This is a genomic window from Streptomyces sp. NPDC058326 (genome assembly GCF_042879855.1).
Classification (GTDB): domain Bacteria; phylum Actinomycetota; class Actinomycetes; order Streptomycetales; family Streptomycetaceae; genus Streptomyces.
This window is the reverse complement of record NZ_JBHVZO010000018.1, coordinates 21,098-43,910: the sequence shown is the minus strand read 5'-3', so window position 1 is coordinate 43,910 and position 22,813 is coordinate 21,098. Positions and strand designations below refer to the sequence as shown.

Genomic DNA, 22,813 nt, shown 5'->3' with positions numbered 1-22,813 from the left:
CCTGTCTGTCGGCGTGTCGATCGATGCAATGTGGGTCACGGCTGAGGCCCCACCGCGGTGCCATAGGGCGCGGCTAGGGGTTGATGCCGTCGATTTGCAGGACCCGGTAGGGCGGTTGGTGCAGGACGCCGGGCCACTGGGAGACGATGAGCGTCAAGGAGGTCGCACTCGCGCTGCCCGGGTGGATGTAGCCGCCGTACAGGTACGGGATCTGCGGCTTGCCCCAGTGGTTCGCCGGCCAGCGGTTGTCGCCGACGATCTGCGGCTTGGGCGCGGTCCACACTGCGTCGGGACGCGACGCGGACCGGGTGCTGATGGAGTAGTCGGTGACGTCGAAGTAGCTCATGCAGTACCGGCCGCCGATCCGCTTGACCGAGAACTCACCGATGTGGTTGCCGGTCAGGATCGGCGAGGGCCCGACGGCGTTGGTCCACTGCCAGCGTCCTTCGTGATGTGCCCAGTTTTGTTGGGCGCCGAAGTTACCCGCCCGGAAGTCGTCGGGGCGGACTCGGAAGAGTTGGATGGCCCCGCCGTCGGCGGTGTTGCGGTGGGTCCCGTTCCAGCGCTTGGAGAAGATGTACAGCCAGCCGTCGGGGTCGATGCCCGCGAAGGACCACATCCCGTACATGGACTGGTTCACGCCCTGCATGTCACCCGCCCAGTGGTACGGGTAGTCGTGCCAGGTGACGCCGTGGTCGTCCGAGTAGGCGACGCCGGACATCACCGAGCCGTCGTAGCCCGCGGGCGGCTCCCATGTGCCGACCGAGGTGTACTGGATGTACGTGCGTCCGCCGAACTCGATGCAATCGTTGGGGATGCGGCTCACCTCGAAGCCGAACCCGTTGTCCGCGTTGGTCCGGTAGTCGAACAGTTGCCGGGCCTGGCCGCCCGTGGGCAGTGCCCAGGTGAACGAGATGGGGGTCACGCCGGAGGCGTCGAACCCGCCCTGGCAGAGCATCAGCGGCGAGCCGAGGTAGTCGCCGTACTGCTGCATACCAGACCATGTGTCGCCGAAAACGTAGCCCCAGGTGCCGTCGTGTTCGCGGTAGTACGGGATGGCGAGGTCACTGGAGCCGATCCCCTGGGCGGCGGCCGAGTCCCCGGGCTCGTCGCACAGGGGGGTGCCGCGCTGTGCGGCCCAGGCGGGGGTGGCCGGGGCGACGGCGGCCACGCCTGCGCCCAGAGCGAGGCCGCCGCCGGCCCTGAGGACGGTACGGCGCGAGACGTGGGGTCGGCGGCCCGCGGGGGGCGATTCGGCCATGATCATTCCTCCGAACAGAGGGAGAAGGGGAGCAGGTGGTGCCTGTGAGTGCGATGCAGTGCGGTGTGTGCGGGCCCTGGGGGGCCTGGGCCGTGCGTCAGCCCGCCGCGGCGAAGGCGGCTTCGAGGCGCGGCACGTAGTCGGCGAATGCCGGGGCCCAGCAACCGTAGTTGTGGCCGCCGTTGCAGCTCGGGGCCAATGAGGCGCCGTTGCCGTAGTTGACGAGGCGGCTGGGGATGCCGAGCTGGTCGAGGCGGGCCTTGACGGTCTTGGAGGCCGCCTCTGTGTGCAGGTCGATGACGTCGTTGTTGCCGGTGTAGAGGGTGATGCCGGTGCGGGACAGCTTGGCGAGGTTGGCAGGCGCGGCCGGATCCACGGCCTTCCACACGCGGTCAGCGTTGAAGACCGGGTACGGGGAGCCGAAGATGGCGTCGCTGTCGACGTAGGGACCGTAGCCGGTGCACTTGCCGGAGCCGGACGTGCTGGAGGAACTGCTCACGGCGCACCAGGCACCGGTGAGGTTGAGCTCGGTGGCCAGGACGGCGGCGCGGACCTGCGGCATGCCGAAGTCGATTCCTCCGGAGAGCGCGCCGACCTGACCGAACAGGTCGGGGCGGACCTCGGCGTAGTGGAGGGAGCCGTAGCCGCCCATGGACAGTCCGACGACGGCCCGGTGGTCCCGGTCGGTGCGGGTACGGAGGTTGGCGTCGATGAACGGGACGACCTGGGTGAGGTGGAAGGTCTCCCAGTTCGCGGCGCCTTCGGCGGTGTTCTGCATCTGCCAGTCGGCGTACCAGCCCTTCAACCCGCCGTCCGGCACCACGGTGATCATCGAGTCGGAGTGGAGTGCCGGGGCGGCCGCGACGTCGTCGACGGTGCCGCCGCCGCCGTGCAGGAAGTAGGTGACCGGCCATCGCCGTTCGGGGGCGGCGTCATACCCGGCAGGAAGGAGAATGCGGATCTTGTGCTGCCCCGAGAGCTGCTCCGTGGTGACGGTGAGCGTGAAGTCGGTGGGACTGTGCACCTCGGTGGCCCCGGGGAGCACGGTCAGCCCGTGCCCGTCGGTGAAGACGGGGAGAGCGGCGACGGCAGCGGGGGCGGTGACCGCGGGCGCGGTCCTCAGGGTGTCGGCGTGCGCCGCGGCGGCGCCCGTCAGGGCGGCAAGCGTGAGGGCGGCGCCCACGGCGGTGCGGCGGAGGGACATCATCGGGAACCCTTCATCGAGGGGTGTGCCTGCGGCAGGTGAGATGCGGCGGACCGGACGCCCTGATGTTGGGGTCCCGTGACGTTCGACGGACAGGCCGTGCCACCGGCCATATATGACCGGCATTCACCGGAGTGGGCCATCCCTGCCCCGACCGATCGGCCCGACGGTCGTCCGGCGTCGCACGCCCGTGGTCAGGAGGCGTCGGCGCCGGTCCGTGGGGAGGGAAGGGGGACCGGTGCGAAGGCGGTGTCCTGTCGGCGGAACGCGCTCCCGAGGTGATGCTGCAACCGGACGTGTCGGAACTGGTACACGGCGCCGGTCTGCCGTAGTACTCCGCGAAGGTAGGCGTCCTCCAGGAAGGCGACGAGATCCCAGGGGAGCCTGCCGGTCAGCGGCAGCCAGAGTCGGGCGAACACGAACCACTGCCCCCATGCGGTGAAAGCGAGCACGTAAGACGCCCCGCCCCCGAGTCCACCGATCGTCCCTATGAACAGGCTGTCCGGCATTCCCCAGTTGAGCCGGCCCAGTGAGCCTTGGAGCAGCAGAACAAGCAGGTACCCGCCAAAGGCGATGACCGCTGTGAGCCCGGTGGCCAGGACGAGGAACTGACGGCCCACCGTCGTGCGGTTGGACGCCAGCATGCTGACCGGGGTGGCCGCGGCCGTGACGTCCACAGGTGCCTCGAGTGCGGCAACGAGCCCGAAGACGAGCCCGGCGGCCGAGCCGAAGGTCAGCCCCAGGAACATCATGTTGATCACGGTGCCTTCGATGACCCGGGGCTCCGCGAGCGGGATCCCCGAGTACAACGAGCGCTCAAGGGCGAGCGCGCAGGCACAGCCGATGCCCATGACGCTCCCACCGAACAGACCGTGTCCGAATCGGACGAGGAAGGTACGCAGGGGACTGCGGCCGAGCCGGTCGTGGGCAGCCCGCAGCGTCACTCGGACACGAGCCGGTTCAAAGTCCGTCCGGAGCCCGGACCTGTCCATGAGCGCATAGACGGATCCGAAGGCGAGTCCCGCCACCGGGCCCATGAGAGCGCCCTGCAACATGAGTTCGCCGATCCCGAGCGGAGTGAGCAGCAGGCCGATCAACCAGTCGGCCAGGGCGACGCTCAGAGCGGTGACCAGGACGATGGCGAGGGTGCGGGTCGAACGGGACAGTGAGTCGCCGACCTGCCACCAGGCGAGGTCGTGCCGGTCGCGGTCGAGACGGACCAGGTGGTGGGCGAGGTAGCCGAGCCAGCGCTCGGCACGCGCGGAGTCCCAGTCCGGGCTCCTGGGCCGCCGGCCCTCGGCGTCCCGTTCGGGGGCGCGGTGCCGGTAGACGGCGGCCACGAAGCCGGCCAGCAGGTGTTCCTCCAGCGCCTTCACCGTGGGGAAACGGGCGGCGTCGAGGAGTTCGGAGGGATCCTGGCCCGGCATCTCGCTGTAGAGCGTGCGGGCGAGGACAACCATGAGCGGGGTGGTCAGTACCGTGGCGAGGTTCGCGCCCGCGGGGGTGCCCCGTGTGCGCAGTTCTTCGAGGACCGTGTCCCAGACATCCCCGGTACCGCCCGCGCCTGCCATGACGTGTGTGTCGCCTGCGATCGTCCGGACGGTACGGGGCAGGTATCCGGCGAGGTCATCCGGAGTGAGGTCGACGAGTTCGATGGCCGCCGCCCAGACGAGGGGCGCATGTGCCGCCTGGACGGCTTGGGCGAACTCGTCACGGCGGCTGGTGAGAACGAGTGGTGACGAGGTGGTGTTGAGCGCGTCCAGGGCCGACGCCCGCAGGCCCTCGGCAATCTCGTCGAAACCGTCCAGGACGGGGAGGACAAGGTCGGCGTCGACGAGGGATGCGGCGAGCGTCGTCCCGTAGGGGCCGCGGCGGGCCAGATGCGGGTGGTCGCGCAGCAGGCGGCCGATCAGCCAGTCCCGCAGTGCGGTGGTGGTCGGGTCCCAGGAGCTGATGCTGAAGATGACCGGTACGCGGCCGTGTGTGGCCGGTGCCTCCAGGAGGTCCAGGGTGAATCTGATCGTGAGGACGGATTTCCCGGAGCCGGCCCGGCCGAGGATCGTCAGTCGTCCCGAAGGGATCCTGCGATAGACGTGGGCGACGCTGCTCAGATCGCCGTTCAGGTCCACCTGCCGGAGTGCCTCCCCCGGGCCGAGGCGCTGGACGTTCTCCGGTCGGTCGGTCAGGCCGGCAGGTGCCGGCTTCCACCGGACGGGAAGAGGCAACGGGTCGTGGACCCGGCGCTGGCCCTCCTCGCGACGCCAGCGGCGCCGGACCTCCATAGCGAGCTCTCGTACGGCGTCGGCGAGTGCGGGGTGTACGGGGGACGGGGCGGGAGCCGCTGACGCAGTCGCGGAAGCCGCGGGTCCTGGCAGCCCTTCGCCTGGCGGCCGGCCTGGTTCGGCGATGGAGGCAAACACCCCGGAAGCGCGTCCGGGTACGCGATCGGGGTCCTGCGGAGGCCGGTTTCCGGACTCACCGTGGGATGCGGACTCGGAGCGGCGCATGGATCCGTCTGTCTGGGGCGCCGACTCGCCGCGCGGTCGGGCGATCGCGGCCGCCAGGCGGCGACGGTCCTCCTCGCCGAGTTCAAGGGCGTCAGCAAGCAGATTGATCGTGCCCATCCGGTGGTTCGTGGAACTGCCGCTCTCCAGCCGGCGGATGGTACGCACGCTGACCCCGGACTGCTCGGCGACCTGTTCCTGCGTCAGTTGCGCCGCATCGCGCAGCGTGCGCAACAGCGTGCCGAGGTCATCGGTCACGGAGTAACTCCCTACTCGGCAGTACGGACGGCGGTGAGCCTACCGACGGCCACTGACCGCCGGTCACAGATGGCCGGTTCTATGTCCTGTTCGCTGTACATGACGAAGGTCACTGTCGTGGGTCCAGGGCACACCGACGGCAAACGAGGAGTCCACGTGGTCTACCGCTACTGGTGCGGCGATTGCAGCTTCAAGACGCCCTGGCTGGGAGAGTCCGAGGGACTGCGCCAGCAGATCGAGCACTACGCCGGGAAGCACCCCGGGACGCCCCCCGGTGGTCAGGTCGAGAGCCGCAGACGTGGCCGGGGCGGAGCCCGCGCGTGCCTCCAGCTCGCGGCCATCGCGCTCGTCCTGCTGGCCATCATGGCCGCCTGCCGTCGCTGACGCGCCACCTCTCGGCGTACCGCCTCGCGACGGACGGGGAGTAGTTAGGGCTCGCAGAGAACCAACATGCTGACTTGATTTCCATGGGGCTGTTGTTGGTGATGTACGCGGTGACGTCTTCGGATGTGCGGAACCTGGCTGTCGAGGGTGGGACAGTGTGGCCGTGCTCGGCCAGGAGGGGCTGGACTTGGTGAACGGCTCTGGTGATGGTGCCGGCGTTGACTCCGAAGAGTTGGGCGATCAGGTCTCGGGTGCCGATTTTGCGCAGGTAGAGCACGGTGGCCAGGACTCTGCCGGTCGTGGTCAGCTTGTCCTTGGCGCCGGCGCCGCGAGCCCTGTCCGCTCGCGCCGCGGCCCTCGGCGGCGACGTCCCGACAAGGTTCGCGCCGACAAGGCGTACCACTCGGCCGGCAACCTGGCGTGGCTGCGCGAACGCAACATCACTCCACGGATCGCCCGGCCGGGCGTGGAGTCTTCCGAACGCCTCGGAAGGCACCGATGGAAGATCGAGAGATCGATCTCCTGGCTCTTCGGGTACCGCCGCCTGACCATCCGCTACGAGCGAAAGGGCAGCCACTTCCTCGCCTTTCTCGGGCTCGCCGCAGTCATGACCTGCTACAAGAAGCTCACCAAGATCACCACCTGAGACACCGTCTTACGAGCTGGTGCGTGATAGCGATGGAGTCGTGTTTGCCTGAGCGGGGCCTGTCCGGCGGATCGGGGTCGGACAGGGCGCGGCGTCCGGCACGGGGTCTCCCCCAGGATCACAGGTCCTGGGCCGCGTCCGGCAGTGTGAGGGTGTCCCGTCGGCCGGGACCCCCATGAATCCAGGATCATGTTCTAGTTTCGGGAGACCCCTCTCCCGGAAGGCTCCTCGGGGGAGGCGGCGGCAATGCAGGTAGTGGGACCCGACGACCCGACACACGTCGGGCCGTTCCGGACGGTTGCCCTGCTCGGGCAGGGCGGCATGGGCCGGGTCCTTCTGGGGGCGGCGGCGGACGGGCGGCTCGTCGCCGTCAAGCGCGTGCACGCCGACCTCGCCGAGGACGAGGGGTTCCGCGCCCGGTTCCGGCGCGAGGTGGACGCCTCACGGCGGGTCTCCGGGGCCTACACGGCACCGGTGGTCGACGCCGATCCGGACGCCGCCGCGCCCTGGCTCGCCTCCCTGTTCCTGCCCGGGCCTACCCTGAGCGAGGCCCTGGAGGCGGGCGGCGTGCTGCCCGAGGAGACGGTGCGGCGGCTCGCCGCCGGGCTCGCCCGGGCTCTGGCCGACGTCCACCGGGCCGGGCTCGTCCACCGGGACCTGAAGCCGTCGAACGTCCTGCTCACCGAGGACGGCGTCCGGGTCATCGACTTCGGCATCGCGCGGGCCGCCGAGGCCGCGACCCGGATCACCCACACCGGCGCCCTCATCGGCTCCCCCGCCTTCATGGCCCCCGAGCAGATGGCGGGCGGGGACCCGGGGCCCGCCGCGGACATATTCGCCCTCGGCGCCACCCTGGCCGTGGCCTGCTCGGGGAAGCCGCCCTTCGACGGCGACTCGGTCCCCTCGGTCCTGCACGCCGTCGTCCACGAGGAGCCCGACCTGACGGCCGTGCCGCCGGGCCTGCGGGGGCTGATCGGCGCCTGCCTCGCCAAGGACCCGGCCCTGCGGCCCACCCCGCAGGCCGTGACGACCTTCCTCGGGGCCGTGCCCGGTGCCGCCCGTCCCTGGCCGGAGGCCGTGCACGCCCGGATCGCGGCCCAGCGGGCCGAGGTCGACCGGCTGCTCCGCTCGGCCCCGGCCGCCGCTCCCCCTCCCGTCCCCGTCCCCGCGTCCCCGCCCGGGCTGGCTCCCCGGCGTCGGCGGGGGCCGGTCGCCGCTGCCGTCGCCGCCGGGGTCCTCGTGGTCGCGGGCGCGGTGGGCGCGGCGACGGGCTGGGCTGCGGACCTGTACTACATGGTGGTGCCGGAGCCCGTGCCGACGCCGGGAAACGTGCCGCTGAGCGAGGTCGCCGACCGGTACACGGGCGCGCTGCCCGCGTGCGCCGACGTGTTCGGGCAGGTGAGGACGCCCGCCGGGTTCGCCCCGCGGCCCACCCTGGACAGCCCGAACCGCGTCACCCCGTACAACGACGGACAACGGTTCTCCCAGTGCACGTGGATCACCCGCGCCGGCGACCGGATCGTCACCGAGTGGGACCAGTACGACAGCGCCGGTGGCCGGACCGGCGCCGAGCGGGCGAAGGAGCGGTACGAGGGGTTCTACCGGCGCGGCATCACCCCGCGCGATCCCTCACCCGGATTCGTCGAGGAGGCCGCCTGGGAGAAGCCTGACGGCCGGTACTGCGTCCTCCGCGGCCGGGACGTGAACCTGGTGGTCTACATCGTGGTCCAGGGCCCCTCCCTTCCCGTGGGCCGCTGCGAGGCCGTCGTCCGGGACGTCGGGCGGCAGACCATGGAAGCGGTGAAGGCCCGGTGAGCCGCCCGCTCGGTCTCGCGGACCCGCAGCGGACCGGCCCGTACCGGCTCCTCGCCGAGCTGGGCCGGGGCGGCATGGGGCGGGTGTTCCTCGGCGTCGCCCCGGACGGGCGGCTCGCCGCCGTAAAGCAGGTGCACGCCAGGCTCGCGGCCGACGAGGGGTTCCGCGCCCGGTTCCGGCGCGAGGCCGAGGCGTCGCGGCGGGTCTCCGGGGCCTGCACGGCGGCCGTCCTGGACTCCGACACGGAGGCGGCCGTGCCCTGGCTCGCGTCCGTGTTCGTGGCCGGCCCCTCGCTCGGCGCGGCCGTGGCCCGCTCGGGCCCGCTGCCCGCCGAGAGCGTGCGGCGGCTCGCCGTGGGCCTGGCGACGGCGCTGGATGAGATCCACCGGGCCGGGCTGATCCACCGCGACCTGAAGCCGGAGAACGTGCTGCTCGCGGAGGACGGGGTGCGGGTCATCGACTTCGGCATCGCGCGGGCCGCCGAGGGCGGGAACCTCACCGAGCTGACCGGGACGGGCCTGGTGGTCGGCTCGCCCGCGTTCATGTCGCCCGAGCAGGCGGAGGGCCGGGAGCTCACCGCGGCGAGCGACGTGTTCTCGCTCGGTTCAGTCCTGATCCTGGCCGCGACGGGGAGGAGCCCGTTCGCCGGGCCCTCGACCCTTCAGGAGCTGTACGCCGTCGTGCACGCCGAGCTCGCGCTCGACGCCGTACCGGCGGAACTGCGCGGCCTCGTCGCCGCCTGCCTGGCCAAGGACCCGGCGGCCCGGCCGGCCCCCGCGCGGCTCCTCGCCGCCCTGGGCCCGGCGGCGCCCGTCACCCGGCACTGGCCGCCGACGGTCCACGCGGCGATCGCGGAGCAGCGGGCGGAGATCGACGGGCTCCTCGCCGGGGGCCCCGGCCGGGGGCCGGCGGCGGTCCCGCCCCCGTCGGCCACCGCCGTCATCACCGAACTGTCCGCCCCCGCCCCGCGCCGCAAGGGCCGCCGGACGCTGGTTGCGGCGACGGCCGCCCTGTGCGTGCTCGGCGGCGCGGGGGTCTGGTGGTACGTCCAGGAGGATGAGGACGCTGGGCCGCCGGACCGGTACCTGACGATGCCGAACTGCGCCGAGGCGACGAAGGGGCTCCCGCTGCCGGAGCGCCGGAAGGACCGGGACAACACCAACGACAGCACCTCGACGGCCGAGACCAGCTGCTCCTGGTACGAGCGGAACGACTACCTCCAGGGCGGCTGGGACGTCACCTCCCACGCCGACGTCCAATGGCGCCTGCGCCGCTCCGTGGGCACCTCGGAGAACGCCACGCGGGTCCAGGCGGGGGAGTTCGCAAAGAACGCGCGGGACGGACGCCCCGCGACAGGCCTCGCCTTCGCCGACGAGGCGTACTGGCTCCCGAAAGACGGCAGCTGGAACACCACCTGCGAGCTGTTCGTCCGCAGGGCGAACCTCACCGTCCGCGTCGTCCTCGGCGGCGATCCGCATCCGGCCGACACTTGCGAGCAGGAGGCAGTGCGGATCGCCGAGGCGGCGGTGGCGGCGGTCCCGGACGCGCGATGAGCGCGGGGCCCACCCCTCGGGGCAGGCCCCGCGCTCGGTGTCACCGGCCGGCGGCAGGAACGCGATCAGTGGTTGAGCTCGGCGACGCCGGCCCGGGCGAACTTCTCGTCGAGGTCGCCGGAGGGGGCGCCCGCGACGCCGATGCCCGTGATCGGGGTGCCGCCGGCGGTCACCGGGGCGCCGCCACCCAGGAAGAGGGCGCCCAGGATGCCTTCAGCGTGGGGGCGTTCGCGAGGCGCTTGACCAGCTCGGAGGTCGGGGCGTTCCAGGACACGGCCGTGTACGCCTTCTTCACCGCGGACTCGTACGACTGCGGGCCAGCGCCGTCACCGCGCAGGGTCACGATGGTGTTGCCGTTGCGGTCCACGACCGGTGGCCCGAGACGAGGGACCGCCGCAGCCAGCTCGCGCTGTTGAGCTTCCTCAACGAGAACTTCACGATCCTCGGCGCGGTGGGGATGCGCAGCGGAGTCACCGATCAGTTCGCCTTCGCGGGAATCAAGACCCTGTCCATCGACATATCCCCGAGGCCGGGGGCGGGCTCGGCGCAGGGGGTGGACAACGACACCAAGGTGGAGGACTACCCGTCCAAGGGCTGGGAACGCGGCGGAAAACTGGAAGCGGTCTTCGGTCCCCAGTACGGACGGGGGTTCCTTCGCGAGGCCAGGGAGAACGACCGGGAGGTCCCCGACCCCACATGGGCGGGCCGCTTCGGGGCCGACGACCAGGTGCTGATCAATGATGCTATTGGTCACTATTTCGCCCCCGGCCGTGCCGCGGACGGGACCGGAGCGACGGATGACGACTTCCGTCACCGGTCCCATCCCCTGCATCCTTCCAGTCGGGAGGAGTTCGAGCAGAGCACCACGTTGGGACCGGACAAGAAGCAGGCGATCCGCGCCAGGATCGCGGCGCAGGTGAAACAGGACGCAGAGGACATGAAGCTCAAGAGCAAGGTCTAGGGCGCGTCTCACCTCTCCCGGTAGGCGGCCGACGACGCCGTGGCGATCAGTTCGCGACGCCACTCCGGGGTGAGGTCGGCGCCGTCGAGGGAATCGCAGGCCCGTTCCACGAGCCGGTCGATCCGAGCCTCGACCCGCGCGTGCACGGCGGTGCCGGAGAGCCGCTCGTGCAGCAGCTCGGCCTCACCCCGCTCGACCAGCCCGCGGATCCGCCCGTCCGACCGCATCGCCAGCGCGAGCAGCAGCGTCATCTTGCCGCGCCCGAAGTCCTGGCGCACCGGCTTGCCGCTCACCACCCCGTCACCGAAGGCGTCGATGAGATCGTCCCGCAGCTGGAAGGCTTCCCCGAGCGCCTCCCCGTACGGCTGGAACGCGGCCGCGAGATCGGCACGCCCGGCGAGGAGCGCACCGAGGGCCAGCGGACGGTGGACGGTGTAGCGGCCCGATTTGAGCAGCGCGATGTGCCGGGCGAGTTCGGGGTCCGGCGTCAGCTCGGCCGCGCCGGTCACGTCCATGGCCTGACCGGCGATCAGTTCGGCCTTGAGGTCGAACCACTCCCCGGCGACCGCCCGGGAGGTACCGGCCATGAGGTGGTCGGCGTACGCCCAGGCCAGATTCCCGGCGAGGATCGCCATCGCCTCGCCGTAGCGCCTCGGTTCGCCGAACCACCCCATGTCCCGGTGGATCCCCGCGTGCCGGGCGTGCACCGTCGGCCGGCCGCGGCGGCGGTCCGCGTCGTCCATCACGTCGTCGTGGACGAGCGCCGCGACATGCAGGAGCTCCAGCGCCGTGGCGGCCCTGACGGGCACGTCCCCGGCCTCTCCGCCCGCGGCGAGGTAGCCGCTCAGGAGGAACCTCGGGCGCAGCCGCTTTCCGCCCGCGTCGACCAGTTCGGAGACCGCCAGAGCCGGCTCCGCGCCCCTGCCGTCCGGCCGTGACCAGCGGAACCTCTCCCGCGCGAGGAACGCGCGCAGGCAGCCCTCGACCTCCTCGAGCATCGCCCGCAGCTCTTCACGCGCCGGTGTGTCCCCGTGCGCGCGGGCGCTCGCCGTCCCGCCGGCGCTCGCCGGCACGCGTACGTCCCCCGGGTTCACCGGTGACGCCGTTCCACGCGCATGAGCGACTCCTTGGGCCGCAGCGTCGAACCCGCGACCGGTCGGGGCGGCCGTCCCGTCACGGACCTCATCCGCCAACGGCCCATGAGCGAGGCGAGGATCAGGGTGATCTCGGCATAGGCGAGGGACTCGCCGATGCATTTGCGCACACCGGCCCCGAACGGCAGATAGGCGTGACGGGGGACCGACGCGGCCCGTTCGGGAAGCCAGCGGTCCGGGTCGAACCTGCCGGGGTCGGGGAAGACCGCCGGGTCGCGGTGGAGGGCGTACGGGCTGAAGAACACGTCCGCGCCCTCGGGTATGCGATGGCCACCGAGGCTGACCTCCGCGGTCGCCCGCCGGGTGAGGATCCAGCCCGTCGGATACATCCGCAGGAGCTCCTGGACGACACGTCCGAGGTACACCAGTCCGGGCAGGTCGGAGTAGCCCACCGGCCTGCCGCCCAGCACCTCGTCGAGCTCCGCGTGCACCCGGCGCTCGACGTCCGGCCGGGCGGCGAGGACCTGGAAGGCCCAGAGCAGCAGGGTCGCCGAGGTCTCCGTGCCGGCGACCATCATCGAGCGGATCTCGTCGTGGAGCTGCTCGGTGGTCATGCCCTCACTGGTCTGCTCGTCGCGCGCCAGCATCAGCGTCGACAGCAGATCGTCCTGGTCCAGGTCGCTCGCCCGGTAGTCGGAGATGATGCCGTCCACCACCTCGTAGAGCCGCCGCAGGGACTCCGCCTCGCGCCGGTTGACCGGCAGCGGGAGCCTGTGGACGAACTCGACTGGCAGGAAGGCCCGCCGTCCCACGCCTGCCACCAGGGCGGGCAGACATCGCCGTATCTCCGCGGCCGCCTCGGTGGAGAGCGAGGAGAAGAGCGTCCTGGCGAGGATCTCCATGGTCATGTCGTTGAGCGCGCGGCCGAGTTCCACGACCTGGCCGTCGCGCCAGGACCCGGAGATCAGGGCGGCGGCGTCGAGTGCCGCTCCGGCGTATCCGCCCATCCGGCTGTGGTGGAACGCAGGTTGCGACAGACGGCGCTGACGCAGGTGGAACTCGCCGTTGGAGGCGGCGAGTCCGTTGCCGAGGAGCTTCGTGGCCTGCTCGAAGAGCGGGCCGCCCTTCTCGAACTTGCTCTGATGGGTGATCAGCAGGTCCTTCATCAGCTCCCCGGTGCTGACCATGTACGCCGGCCGGGTGCCGATCCTGAAGAGGGCGACCGGGGCGCAGTCGCGCAGCCGCTCCACGAAGTCCAGGGGGCGCAGGGCCAGCCACGGTGCGTGCCCGAGCAGGGGGAGACCGCCCGGGAGGGTACGGGCGGGGGACGCGGTGTCGTACGTGGTCAACGTGCCTCTCCGATCGGGTCCGACAGGGACGCGCCGCTCCGTCCGGCGCTCGCTCCCAGGTACTCCGGGCTCCGCCCGACGGTCGCTTCGAGGTACTCCGGCCGCAGGCCCGTCGCGGCCCGTTCCGTGTACCGCCTCGTGGCGAGCGACCAGTCGTACGTCACCCGCAGCTGGCGGGTGAGAGCCGCCAGATGGCGATGGGTGGCGTCGCGCTCGACAGGATCGCAGGAGAGCCGGTCGCAGAGTTCCGGGACCCGTTCCGCGGTCCGCCGGAACCGGACGACCAGCTCACGCACCCGCCCGCGGATCTCCTCGATCACCTCGTCGCGGGGGCGTCGGCTCTCCTGCTCCAGGACCAGCACCAGGTTGTGGGTGTCCCCGCGCGCCTCCTCGTGCTCGATCGAGTGCACGTCGTTGCAGTGCGCGAGGATGTCGATCTGGAGGGTGGAGAGCAGGAGCGGAACCGGGTCGTTCAGGACCCGCTCCGGTACCTCGTACCGGCCCGCGCGTTCCGTGGCGTCCAGGTAGACGTACATCGCCATGGTCTCCCTGCGCAGGGCCAGGTAGCCGGCCAGGTCGGGGACGGTCCGGGCGCGGCGGGCGTCGGCCTCCGTGAGGAACGACCGGAGGAAGCGCCGCCAGTTGTGGCCGGCCCGGGCCTGCCACTCCGGGGACATGGGCGCACACATCCGGGCCCACAGGTCGGCGGTGGCTCCGGCCAGCGGCTCGATGCCCGGGGGGACCCGGTCCGGCGCGGCGGTGCCGGTCACCGAGGTGAGCGTGGAGACCGCGGCGGCGGCGTACTCCAGGTCGTCGCCGGCCGGCCCGTCGAAGAAGTCGTCGCAGACCGCGGTCCAGGTGATGACGTCGGTCATCACGTCGAGGTCGGGTCCTTCGGCCTCCGGACAGAACCCCGTCGCGACGTCCGCGAGCCGCATGTCCAGGAAATAGCCGGTCGCGGCCTCCGTCGGCGGGATCAGCCGGTGTTCCGTCGCCCACTCCACTCCGCGTCTCCGGGCGTGCTCGACGGCGTGCGGGAGCGGTGTCCCGGCGGCGAAGGGGAGAGGGAAGTCCACATCGATCGGCATGTCTCAGTCCTCGATGTCGACGATGACCCAGTCGCTGATCTCCCGCCACCGGCGGACCGAGTCCTGATGGAACGGATGCACGATGTACCGCTCGACGGCCGCCATGTCCTCCATCACCCCCTCGGCGAGGAAGTCGTACGCGATCTCCCTGGTGGAGACGTTGCGCCCGTAGCGCCATGCACGGAGCTCGGGCACCTTGCCGCCCACCTCGGCGGTGGAACGTTCCGCCTCGACGGCGCGGGGGTCGCTCCAGTCGATTCCGGGCTTGAACTTGAACAGGACGACATGACGTATCACCGGTGGTCTCCCGCGGTCGCGGCGGCGGTGGCCTCCAGCTCCTGGGGGCCGGCGCCCCTGCACAGCTTGAGAATGCTCATCGCGACCTGCGTGCCGTACGAGCCGAGCCCGTCCCGGTAGCGGGCGAGGATGTCCATCTCCCGGGAAAGCTCCGTACGCGGGCCGCCGGTGTCGATGCGGCTCTGCTGGATGCGGGCGGATATGGCGGCCCGTCGTGCGAGCAGATCGATGATCTCTCCGTCGAGAGCGTCGATCGCCACGCGATCCTCCGCGATCCCCGGGCGTTCGCTCGTCTCAGCCATGGTGGGTTCCCTCTCCTGTGAAATTCCAGAATTCGGACAGTCGTACGACGGCTTCCCGGAGCCGTTCCTCCGGTGCCAGCAGGCTCACCCGCACGTAACCCTCGCCGTGCGCTCCGAACCAACGTCCTGGCGCCACCGCGACCTTGGCCCGGTCGAGCAGCGCGTCGGCGAACGCGACGGAGCCCCCGCCGCCGGGCATCGGCGGTATCGGCACCCAGGCGAAGATCGACCCGGGTACGTCGACCGGCCACCCGGCCTCCCGCATGCCGGCCACGAAGACGTCCCTGCGGCGTTCGTAGACCGCGGTCAGCTCCTGGACGCAGTCCTGCGGACCGGACAGGGCCGCGGCACCGGCGCGCTGGATGAACGGCGGGAGCGAGACGTAGTAGTGCTCCTGGATGAGGTTGATCGCGCCGACGACGTCTCGGTTGCCGACCACGGCACCGATCCGCCAGCCGGCCATGTTGAACATCTTCGACAGCGAGATGAACTCGACGCCCACGTCCTTGGCGCCTTCCGTCGCCAGGAACGAGGCCGGGACCTGTCCGTCGAAGCCCAGCGCCCCGTAGGCGAAGTCCGAGGCCACGATGATCTCGTGCTCGGCCGCGAACCGGACGGTGTCCTCGTAGAACCCGGGGGGCGCCGTCACGGAGGTGGGGTTGTTGGGGTAGTTGAGGAACATCAGCTTGGCCTGGTCGCACGTGGCCGGATCGAGCGCGGTGTAGTCGGGCAGGAAACCGTTCTCCCGCAGGAGCGGGAGGGGGTGCATCCGGGCCCGGGCGAGGACCACGCCCGCCCAGTAGTCGGGGAAGGCCGGGTCGGGCATCAGGCACACGTCGCCCGGGTTCAGGAAGCACTGACTGATCTCCACCAGACCGGCCTTCGCGCCGAACAGGATCGCGACCTCCGTCTCCGGGTCCAGCCGGACACCGTGGTGCGTCGCGTACCACTGGGCGATGGCGGCCTTGAGTTCGAGCAGTCCGGAGAAGGACGGATACCGGTGCGTGCCGGGGTCGAGGACCTCCTGGCGCAACGCCTCGACGATGTGCGGAGGGGTCGGCAGGTCGGGATTCCCCTGGCACAGGTTGACGACGTCCTCACCCGCCGCGACCAGCTGGTCGATCCGGCCCACGGTCGTCGCGAAGGAACTCCTGGGCAGGTCGAGGAGCCGGCGCGCGTACTCAGTCCTCATGGGCCGGCACCTTCGCTCCGCGCGTCCCGCCCGGGACACCGTCGCCGCTCGCCGGCCGCCCGTCCCCGCGCCGGTACACCCATCCGCTCAGACCGGCCGCGACGAGCGTGACCCCGGCGCAGACCCAGCCCACGGCGGAGAACCCGTACGACGTGAACAGGGGTCCGAGCAGGGCCGCCCCCAGGGCCACGCCGAGGTTGGTCGCCAGGCTGTAGAAGGCCAGGATCGTGCCGCGGTGCCGGGGCGAGCACTCGCTCAGGAGCGTGCTGAGCAGCGTCACGACCAGGCTCTGCATCCCGCCCCACAGGAACAGACAGACGACGAGCGGCACCGTCCACCCGGTGACGAGCGGGATCGCCACGAGGGCCGGAACGAGGCCCGCGAGGAGGGCCAGGAGCACGCGCTCCTTGCCCAGTTCGTCGGCCCATCGGCCGGTGACGAAACTGGTCGCGAACCCGAGGCCGTAGAGAAGGATCATGAAGCCGGTCATGGAGCTGCCCGAGCCGAACCGGTACTGCAGGGCACTGCCGAGGAAGGTGTACATCCCGTAGAAGGCGAACATGTTCAGGAACGTCGCCAGCACGTACACGGACACCTTCGGCGCCCGGAAGGCCTGGACGGTCGATCGCGCCCAGCCCCGCCGTGCCTGCTCCGAGGAGTCGGGCGTCTTCTCGGTCACCTCCGCCGGCGGCGTACCGCCCCCGGCGCCGGCCGGTTTCCCGCCGCGGACCAGGAGCAGCACGAAGACGACGAGGGCTCCCAGGACCGAGAGCACGCCGAAGGTCCAGCGCCACCCCGCCCACTCGCCGATGAAGGACCCCATCGGCACACCGAGGACGAGCGAGATCGACCAGCTCGACACCAGGATGCCCATGGCCCTGGCCCGGTGCCGGTACGGAATCTGGTCACCGACGAAGGCGTAGGCCGAGGGCACGAAGGCGCCCGTCGCCAGACCGGCCAGCGCCCTGCCCGCGAAGAACACCCCCGGCCCGGCCGCGAACGCGCACAGAACGGTGCCCAGGATGAACATCACCATCCCGGTCACCAGGCTGACGCGGCGCGAGACCCGGTCCCCGAGCGGGGCGAAGAGCAGCGCGCCGACCGCCGTACCGATGCCGTAGACGCTGACCGACAACGCCATCAGGGCCACCGAGGCGTCGAAGGACTCGGCCATGTTCACGAGCAGCGGTGAGACCACCAGCTCCTCGGAACCGACGGCGAAGATGCCCGCCATCAGGGCGAGGACGGTCAGGACGGGAAACCCGTCGGGGTGCTCCTCGTCGGTCAATCGGTCCGACACTCCAGCCAACCTTTCTTTCTGTGCGTGATCCCGAAGACAGGCCCTAGATGGCCGTGTAGCCGCCGTCCACGGTGAGCGCGCTGCCCGTGATGAACGAGGACTTCTCCGAGGCGAGGAACAGGATCGCGTTCGCGACGTCCTCCGGAGTGCCCAGGCGGCCGATCGGATTCAGCTTCGCCTTCTCCGCCTTGACGTCCGCGTCGTGCGCGTTGGAGACGTCCGTCATCGGGGTGTCGATGATGCTGGGGCAGACGCAGTTCGCCCGGATGTTGTAGCGCGCGTAGTCGACGGCGAGCGATTTCGTCAGCATCATCACTCCGCCCTTCGTGGAGTTGTAGGCGGCGATGCCGGGCCAGGCCACAAGACCGCTGACGGAGCAGACGTTGACGATGACTCCGCTCGTGGCGGGGATCATCGTGCGCAGGGCGTACTTGGAACACAGGAACATGCTCTTCAGATTGGTGTCGACCAACCTGTCCCACTCGTGCTCCGACATCTCGTGGAAGGGCGTGGTGATCTCGATCCCGGCGTTGTTGACCAGGACGTCGAGCCGGCCGAAACCGTCGGTGGCGGCGGCCACGAGGTTCTCGCAGTCCGCGTCCACCGTCAGATCCGTCGGAACGAAGACGGCGTCGTGTCCGTCGCTCCGCAGCGCGGCGACGACCTCGTTGCCGCCCTTCTCGTCGATGTCCGCGACGACGACCTTCGCGGCCTGCCGTGCGAATTCGATCGCGGTCCGCCGGCCGATCCCCGACGCGGCGCCGGTGACGACGACCACCTTGTCCTCGAACATGAGCCCGTCTCCTCTCACACGCATGTCAATTGACCGCCGTCGACCGATATCTGCTGACCGGTGACGTAGGACGCCTCGTCGGATGTCAGGAATCCGATGAGGGCGGCGACCTCTTCGGCCTCTCCCGGCCTGTCCATGGGGATCGCCGATCTCAGACGGTCCTCCGCCTCCTGCGGCGACATCCCGCCGGTCCGGCTGATGTGCTGTACGGCGTTGTCGTACCGCTGGGTCCGGATGACGCCGGGGTGGACGCAGTTCACGGTCACGTTGTGCCTGGCGTACTGACGGGCCAGGTATCTCCCGGCGTTCGAGACCGCCGCGTTGACCAGACCGGAGAGGAACATGCCGGGGGCGGGTTCCTTGCCGATGTTGCCGACGATGTTGACGATCCGGCCGAACTCGTTGCGGATCATCACCGGAGCGACGGACTTGACCAGATCCAGGTACGGAACGAGTTTCTGGTCCATCGCGGCGCTGATGTCGTCGGCGTCCACGCTGTCGAAGTCCCCGGGCGCCGGTCCCGGCGCGTTGTTGACCAGGACATCGATCCTGCCGAAGCGGCGTTCGACGTCGCTCACCAGTTCCTCGCGGAAGGCCCGCGAGGTGATGTCACCCGGAAGGACGTACGCGGTCCGCCCGCCGTCCCCCGACTCCGCGGCGACCTTCTCCAGGTCGGGGGAGGTACGGGCGCACAGGACGGTCGTGTACCCCTTGGCGTTCAGGTGCAGTGCGGTCGCCCTGCCGATGCCGCGGCCCGCGCCCAGGATGATCGCTACCCGGGTCACCGGGCCTCCTGCTCCGCTTCCTGCCGGGGGACCCGGTGGTACCGCGGCGGAATGAAGATGTTGAGGGAGCGGGCCAGGCCCTCGTGGGGGTTCGCGGCGCCGTGCCCCTCCTGCGGCCCGCAGAAGTACGTGCCGCCGAACCGCAGCTCGTGGCGCGAGCCCTCGACCGTCATGTCGTACCGGCCCGCCAGGCACGTCCCGATCTGCTCGTGGGAGTGCTTGTGGTACGGCATCTCGCCGCCGCCGGGGATGTCGGCGAGCATCAGCTCGATCCAGTCGGCGAGGAAGAAGGTGACGTCCATCTTGACGAACTTGCGCGACTCGATCGGTTCGAGGAAATAGCCGCTGGGGGCGGAATACGTCTCGCCCGGCTTGGCGCGCCTGATCTCGAGGAGGATGACTTCGCCAGAGGACGTGTTCTCGGCCGTGAGTTCGACGCCGGGAGGAACGACATAGACGTGGTGCTCGGCCTTCATCCGCTTGGTCACGTCTCCGGCGGTCACGGAAAGGTCGCCGCTGATGACCATCCCGACGCGCGCTTCCTGAAGGGGGTCGTCGCGTCCCACGGTGGCTCCGGAAGGAATATAGGAAAGCCTCACCTCCGTGTCCTCGCGACGGTACGACTCGATCCGGGTTCCGCGGTCATGAAGCACGACGCCGGGAGCGGGGAAATAGGGCCGTTCATGCACTTCGGCGGTCATTGAGATCCTTCCTCCGTGAGAAAACCGTCCAGGTCATGGGGATACGGAAAAACCTGTAGACGAACTTCAGGTTGTACTGCTCGACCGCCTGCTCGTTCGTGAGCGCGATGTTGTAGCGGCCGCTGGCGACGTGGCCGGCGGCCTGGCTCGTCGAGCTCACGGTGGCCAGCTTCACGGGGCGGTCGAAGTGGTGCCGCAGCATGGGGACGGGAGCGGGGTGCGTGGCCACGATCTCGGTGCTGAGCAGCTCTTCGTGGAAGGAGAAGTCAGTCCGCGCGGCGAGGCCGTACTCCGGTGTACTCCCGTGGAAGACGCTCACCGGCTCCAGTCCCGGATGCATGTAGAAGGCGTTGATATGGGAATAGGCGTGGGGCACGAGGGCCAGGTCGAGCCGGCCGCCGACAAGTGCGTCCATGCACTGCTCGAAGGTGTCCTTCAGGACGATCCGGCAGGAGCCGGGATCTCCGACGCAGCGCAGCAGCAGTCGGGCGATGTGCTCACTGCTCGTCCCCTGCGGGCCCAATGTCCCGATCTCGACGCGTTGTGCTGCATCGGTGGGAATGAGCGCCATGAGTGCCTGTTTTTCACTTTCAGGAATTCGGACTGTCTCCATGTCTCGACCTCCTCTGTGGCGTCCATTCGCGGGCACACCATTTCGCCCGTCGTGCGGGATCGGAATGCGCCTCGGCTGATAGGTTTGGTCTGCACCAATAGGTCGACGGTTGAGGGGTGAACGATGTTCGTCACCGCGCTCCCCGCCCCGACGATCTTGAACAGGAGTGAACCCTAGGACTCCTGTGAATGGGCAATCAAGCGTCCTCGTGAATCGCTGTCAGGTCGCGGCTTGTTCTATTCGGGGCGAGCGCTTCGTTTCGCTTTTGTTTCGGACCAATTAAGTGAGCCAGATGGCGCGATGGCGTCGGTCTTTTCGCTGCAAATGGTCGACTTGGGCCCGTCGTGGGGCATGGCGCCACGGCCGACGTGTACGCACAGTCCGGACGGCCCGCCCGCCGGAGAGCCCTCCCCGGCCGCGAGAGCCCGCTCCCGACGCCCCCGTCTCCCCAGGGTTGGCCGGATTGCGTCAGTCCGCTTCGGCCTCCGCCGCCCCGGCCGGAGAGCGTCCGTGGTCATGGGCGTAGGCCGTGAAGACGACCTGAGGGGTTCCACCCGTGTGGAGGAACCGCTCGTCGAGCACGGTGGCGAGGTCCTCGAGCGCCATGCGCAGCACCGAGGCGGAGAGCCGGACGTCCGGATGGCCCGCCTCCGTCGCCCGCTCCGCCAGACCCGCGGTGTGGCCGAGCTGAGCGGGAAGGGACGTGTTCTCGTCCCCGTCGAAGAAGTAGTACGACTCGGCGTACTGCAGGAAGTCGACCGTGATCGTGGCGAGGGCCGAGGCGAGTCCGTCGAGCAGCGCCGCCCCGCCGGCCGAGTCGAGGGCCCCCGCGGTGGCCTGGCTGCGGCGGACGTGCGAGAGGCGGAGGGCGAGTGCCCTGCGGCGGGCGAGGGCCGGGTACACGCCGAGGATCCAGGCCACGGTGGCCGACAGGAGCACGAAGCCCATGAGGGCCTCCAGGGGCGCGAGCACCCGCAGCGGCCCCGAGGTCGGTGCGATGTCTCCGAGGCCGAGCGTGGCCAGGGTGACCAGGGAGACGTACAGCGCGTCGATCGGCCCCGCGTGCTCGGCGGGGGTGAGCTCCGTGGCGTACGTGAAGCCGTCCGGCATGTGGGGCCAGTAGACGAGGGCCCATCCGACGGCCACGGTCAGCGCCCAGACGGCGACGACCGTGATCATGCCGAGCGGGCCCGCGAGTCCGGCGGGACGCCACCGCCTCCCGCGGTGGCTCGACAGCCGCCACACGCTCCGCATCACCAGACCGCTCAGCCCGCCGTGCCGGGTCGGATGCCAGAGCGTGTGGAAGACGTCCCGCAGGATGCCCAGGACCAGGACGGCTCCCGCGAGCACCACGAGCCAGGTCATCCCCGCACCGTCCGCCCGGCGCCCGTCCGCGCCTCGATCCGGTGGCGGACGACGGTGGTCAGGACCGTCAGCCGGGTCGACACGCCGGGTACGGGAGCCACCGGGCTCTCGACGCGCCGCGCCTCCTCCGGCAGCGCGGCGAGGTCGGCCTCGAAGCGGGCGCGGGCCGCGGCCAGGGTCTCGGGCGGCTCCACCCGGAGCCCTCCGCGCATCACGGTCCGCAGCAGCGGTTCCGTTCCCCCGGGCGGATCCTCGTTCGCCAGGCCGACGACGTCCCGCATGCCGGGACCGCGGAAGACCTGCTTCGGGCCGGGCGCCGTCGCCTTCGCCGGGGAGAGCTTCATGACGGGCCGTCCGTCGTACTCGACCAGCTTGTACGCCGCGTCCAGGTACGGGGCGTCGGCGGCCGTGCTGAGCTTCGTCCCCACGGCGTACGCGTCGATCGGCGCACCCTGCCGTACGAGCCGGTCGACGCCGTACTCGTCGAGGCCGCCGCTCGCGATGATCCGCACGTCCGCGAGGCCCGCCGCGTCGAGGGCCGTACGGGACCGGCGGGCCAGCGCGCCCAGGTCGCCGCTGTCGAGCCGGATCGCGCACCCCCGCCCGAGCCCCAGGTCCCCGAGGACGCGCGCGGCGACGGCGACGCCGTGATCGCTGTCGTAGGTGTCGACGAGGAGGGTGACCGGACCCGGGTGGGTGCGGGCGAAGGCCCGGAACGCCTGCTCCTCGGAGGGGAAGGCCTCGACGTACGCGTGGGTCATCGTGCCGACGGCGGGGATCCCGTACCGGTTCGCGGCGGCGACGTTGCTGGTGCCCGCGAAGCCGACCATGGCGCACAGCCGGGCCGTCCGCAGGCTCGCCTCGGGGCCGTGGCCCCGCCGTAGCGAGAAGTCGACGAGGGGGCGTCCGTCGGCGGCGAGCACGCACCGGGCCGCCTTCGAGGCGATCACCGTCTGATGGCAGACGAGCGACAACAGATACGTCTCCACCAGCTGGGCCTGCGGCAGGGGAGCGGTGACCTCGAGGAGCGGTTCCCCGGCGAACACCAGCCGCCCCTCGGGGACGGCCCTGACCTGCCCGTCGAAGGACAGGCCGTGCAGCGGTTCGAGGTCCTCGGCGGGCCGCCGCAGGGCCTCGGCGAACGCCTGGACGTCGGAGCGGCCCACCCGGAAGCGGGAGAGGAAGTCGAGGGCCGTCTCAAGCCCGGCGGCCACGAGGAACCCACGCCCCGGCGGGAGGTCGCGGACGAAGAGGCTGAAGGTGGCGGGTGCCCGCATGTCCTCCCGCAGGTACGAGAGCGCCGTCGTGACCTCGTACAGATCGGTGGTGGTCACCTCGGACATGCTTC

The 22,813-nt window shown here is 70.7% G+C and carries 21 protein-coding genes and 2 pseudogenes; 5 read left to right on the top strand and 18 right to left on the bottom strand.

The window, feature by feature from the left end; genetic code table 11:
• Nucleotides 1-73: 73 nt before the first annotated feature.
• The 3 genes from ACFVYX_RS27865 to ACFVYX_RS27855 all read right to left on the bottom strand — a co-directional run bounded on the left by ACFVYX_RS27865 (nt 74) and on the right by ACFVYX_RS27855 (nt 5,227).
• Nucleotides 74-1,261: a DUF4185 domain-containing protein gene (locus ACFVYX_RS27865; protein ID WP_389684239.1), complete on the bottom strand. Its 1,188-nt coding sequence runs from the start codon at nt 1,259-1,261 to the stop codon at nt 74-76.
• A 97-nt stretch (nt 1,262-1,358) separates the two neighbouring features.
• The gene (locus ACFVYX_RS27860; protein WP_389684238.1) at nt 1,359-2,468 is read right to left on the bottom strand and encodes an alpha/beta hydrolase; all 1,110 of its coding nucleotides are present in this window, start codon (nt 2,466-2,468) and stop codon (nt 1,359-1,361) included.
• 191 nt (nt 2,469-2,659) lie between these two features.
• Nucleotides 2,660-5,227 (bottom strand): helix-turn-helix domain-containing protein, encoded by a 2,568-nt coding sequence (locus tag ACFVYX_RS27855; protein WP_389684237.1) that lies wholly within the window; start codon nt 5,225-5,227, stop codon nt 2,660-2,662.
• 117 nt (nt 5,228-5,344) lie between these two features.
• Between ACFVYX_RS27855 and ACFVYX_RS27850 the strand changes: the two genes are divergently transcribed.
• Nucleotides 5,345-5,611 carry a hypothetical protein gene (locus ACFVYX_RS27850; RefSeq protein WP_389684236.1) on the top strand — a complete coding sequence of 89 codons (267 nt, stop codon included), beginning with the start codon at nt 5,345-5,347 and terminating at the stop codon, nt 5,609-5,611.
• Nucleotides 5,612-5,675: 64 nt separating this feature from the next.
• On the opposite strand, the pseudogene ACFVYX_RS27845 reads toward ACFVYX_RS27850, so the two are convergent.
• Nucleotides 5,676-5,948, bottom strand: a pseudogene (locus ACFVYX_RS27845) (transposase family protein); the annotation flags it as partial.
• Here ACFVYX_RS27845 and ACFVYX_RS27840 point away from each other — a divergent pair.
• The 3 genes from ACFVYX_RS27840 (at nt 5,844) to ACFVYX_RS27830 (ending at nt 9,625) form a co-directional block, all read left to right on the top strand.
• Nucleotides 5,844-6,257, top strand: a complete 414-nt coding sequence (locus ACFVYX_RS27840) for a transposase (protein ID WP_389684336.1) — start codon at nt 5,844-5,846, stop codon at nt 6,255-6,257. The pseudogene ACFVYX_RS27845 and the gene ACFVYX_RS27840 sit on opposite strands and share 105 nt — an antisense overlap.
• A gap of 246 nt (nt 6,258-6,503) precedes the next feature.
• Nucleotides 6,504-8,072, top strand: a complete 1,569-nt coding sequence (locus ACFVYX_RS27835) for a serine/threonine-protein kinase (protein WP_389684235.1) — start codon at nt 6,504-6,506, stop codon at nt 8,070-8,072.
• Nucleotides 8,069-9,625, top strand: a complete 1,557-nt coding sequence (locus ACFVYX_RS27830; RefSeq protein ID WP_389684234.1) for a protein kinase — start codon at nt 8,069-8,071, stop codon at nt 9,623-9,625. The genes ACFVYX_RS27835 and ACFVYX_RS27830 overlap by 4 nt, the downstream gene beginning before the upstream one ends.
• A 65-nt stretch (nt 9,626-9,690) precedes the next feature.
• Here the strand turns inward: ACFVYX_RS27830 and ACFVYX_RS27825 are convergent.
• Nucleotides 9,691-10,010 (bottom strand): annotated as a pseudogene (locus ACFVYX_RS27825) (heme-binding protein); the annotation flags it as partial.
• Nucleotides 10,011-10,037: 27 nt separating this feature from the next.
• Between ACFVYX_RS27825 and ACFVYX_RS27820 the strand changes: the two are divergent.
• A complete protein-coding gene (locus ACFVYX_RS27820) occupies nt 10,038-10,586 on the top strand; it encodes a hypothetical protein (protein ID WP_389684339.1) in 549 nt (182 codons plus the stop codon).
• A gap of 8 nt (nt 10,587-10,594) precedes the next feature.
• Here the strand turns inward: ACFVYX_RS27820 and ACFVYX_RS27815 are convergent, their stop codons facing one another.
• The 13 genes from ACFVYX_RS27815 to ACFVYX_RS27755 all read right to left on the bottom strand — a co-directional run bounded on the left by ACFVYX_RS27815 (nt 10,595) and on the right by ACFVYX_RS27755 (nt 22,808).
• Nucleotides 10,595-11,659, bottom strand: a complete 1,065-nt coding sequence (locus ACFVYX_RS27815) for a polyprenyl synthetase family protein (RefSeq protein WP_389684233.1) — start codon at nt 11,657-11,659, stop codon at nt 10,595-10,597.
• A gap of 17 nt (nt 11,660-11,676) precedes the next feature.
• The gene (locus tag ACFVYX_RS27810; protein ID WP_389684232.1) at nt 11,677-13,029 is read right to left on the bottom strand and encodes a cytochrome P450; all 1,353 of its coding nucleotides are present in this window, start codon (nt 13,027-13,029) and stop codon (nt 11,677-11,679) included.
• The gene (locus ACFVYX_RS27805) at nt 13,026-14,117 is read right to left on the bottom strand and encodes a hypothetical protein (protein ID WP_389684231.1); all 1,092 of its coding nucleotides are present in this window, start codon (nt 14,115-14,117) and stop codon (nt 13,026-13,028) included. Before ACFVYX_RS27805 ends, ACFVYX_RS27810 begins: the two co-directional genes overlap by 4 nt.
• A 3-nt stretch (nt 14,118-14,120) precedes the next feature.
• The gene (locus ACFVYX_RS27800) at nt 14,121-14,414 is read right to left on the bottom strand and encodes a Dabb family protein (protein ID WP_389684230.1); all 294 of its coding nucleotides are present in this window, start codon (nt 14,412-14,414) and stop codon (nt 14,121-14,123) included.
• Nucleotides 14,411-14,716: a chorismate mutase gene (locus tag ACFVYX_RS27795; RefSeq protein ID WP_389684229.1), complete on the bottom strand. Its 306-nt coding sequence runs from the start codon at nt 14,714-14,716 to the stop codon at nt 14,411-14,413. Before ACFVYX_RS27795 ends, ACFVYX_RS27800 begins: the two co-directional genes overlap by 4 nt.
• Nucleotides 14,709-15,908 (bottom strand): aminotransferase class I/II-fold pyridoxal phosphate-dependent enzyme, encoded by a 1,200-nt coding sequence (locus ACFVYX_RS27790; RefSeq protein WP_389684228.1) that lies wholly within the window; start codon nt 15,906-15,908, stop codon nt 14,709-14,711. Before ACFVYX_RS27790 ends, ACFVYX_RS27795 begins: the two co-directional genes overlap by 8 nt.
• The gene (locus ACFVYX_RS27785; protein WP_389684227.1) at nt 15,898-17,208 is read right to left on the bottom strand and encodes an MFS transporter; all 1,311 of its coding nucleotides are present in this window, start codon (nt 17,206-17,208) and stop codon (nt 15,898-15,900) included. Before ACFVYX_RS27785 ends, ACFVYX_RS27790 begins: the two co-directional genes overlap by 11 nt.
• Before the next feature lie 43 nt (nt 17,209-17,251).
• Nucleotides 17,252-18,001 carry an SDR family NAD(P)-dependent oxidoreductase gene (locus tag ACFVYX_RS27780; RefSeq protein ID WP_389684226.1) on the bottom strand — a complete coding sequence of 250 codons (750 nt, stop codon included), beginning with the start codon at nt 17,999-18,001 and terminating at the stop codon, nt 17,252-17,254.
• A 14-nt stretch (nt 18,002-18,015) separates the two neighbouring features.
• Entirely contained in the window at nt 18,016-18,786 is a 771-nt protein-coding gene (locus ACFVYX_RS27775; RefSeq protein ID WP_389684225.1) for an SDR family oxidoreductase, read from the bottom strand.
• A complete protein-coding gene (locus tag ACFVYX_RS27770) occupies nt 18,783-19,352 on the bottom strand; it encodes a cupin domain-containing protein (protein WP_389684224.1) in 570 nt (189 codons plus the stop codon). The genes ACFVYX_RS27775 and ACFVYX_RS27770 overlap by 4 nt, the downstream gene beginning before the upstream one ends.
• A 115-nt stretch (nt 19,353-19,467) precedes the next feature.
• Entirely contained in the window at nt 19,468-20,100 is a 633-nt protein-coding gene (locus tag ACFVYX_RS27765) for a hypothetical protein (RefSeq protein WP_389684223.1), read from the bottom strand.
• A 468-nt stretch (nt 20,101-20,568) separates the two neighbouring features.
• A complete protein-coding gene (locus ACFVYX_RS27760; protein ID WP_389684222.1) occupies nt 20,569-21,465 on the bottom strand; it encodes a potassium channel family protein in 897 nt (298 codons plus the stop codon).
• On the bottom strand, nt 21,462-22,808 hold the full coding sequence (locus ACFVYX_RS27755) for a nicotinate phosphoribosyltransferase (protein WP_389684221.1): 1,347 nt from the start codon (nt 22,806-22,808) through the stop codon (nt 21,462-21,464). The genes ACFVYX_RS27760 and ACFVYX_RS27755 overlap by 4 nt, the downstream gene beginning before the upstream one ends.
• Nucleotides 22,809-22,813 lie beyond the last annotated feature (5 nt).

What these genes read in the sequence shown, in the direction of transcription:
- ACFVYX_RS27865 (WP_389684239.1), bottom strand. Translation starts at nt 1,261, where the DNA reads ATGGCCGAATCGCCCCCCGCGGGCCGCCGACCCCACGTCTCGCGCCGT.
- ACFVYX_RS27860 (WP_389684238.1), bottom strand. Translation starts at nt 2,468, where the DNA reads ATGATGTCCCTCCGCCGCACCGCCGTGGGCGCCGCCCTCACGCTTGCC.
- ACFVYX_RS27835 (WP_389684235.1), top strand. Translation starts at nt 6,504, where the DNA reads ATGCAGGTAGTGGGACCCGACGACCCGACACACGTCGGGCCGTTCCGG.
- ACFVYX_RS27805 (WP_389684231.1), bottom strand. Translation starts at nt 14,117, where the DNA reads ATGCCGATCGATGTGGACTTCCCTCTCCCCTTCGCCGCCGGGACACCG.
- ACFVYX_RS27795 (WP_389684229.1), bottom strand. Translation starts at nt 14,716, where the DNA reads ATGGCTGAGACGAGCGAACGCCCGGGGATCGCGGAGGATCGCGTGGCG.
- ACFVYX_RS27790 (WP_389684228.1), bottom strand. Translation starts at nt 15,908, where the DNA reads ATGAGGACTGAGTACGCGCGCCGGCTCCTCGACCTGCCCAGGAGTTCC.
- ACFVYX_RS27780 (WP_389684226.1), bottom strand. Translation starts at nt 18,001, where the DNA reads ATGTTCGAGGACAAGGTGGTCGTCGTCACCGGCGCCGCGTCGGGGATC.
- ACFVYX_RS27765 (WP_389684223.1), bottom strand. Translation starts at nt 20,100, where the DNA reads ATGGAGACAGTCCGAATTCCTGAAAGTGAAAAACAGGCACTCATGGCG.
- ACFVYX_RS27760 (WP_389684222.1), bottom strand. Translation starts at nt 21,465, where the DNA reads ATGACCTGGCTCGTGGTGCTCGCGGGAGCCGTCCTGGTCCTGGGCATC.
- ACFVYX_RS27755 (WP_389684221.1), bottom strand. Translation starts at nt 22,808, where the DNA reads ATGTCCGAGGTGACCACCACCGATCTGTACGAGGTCACGACGGCGCTC.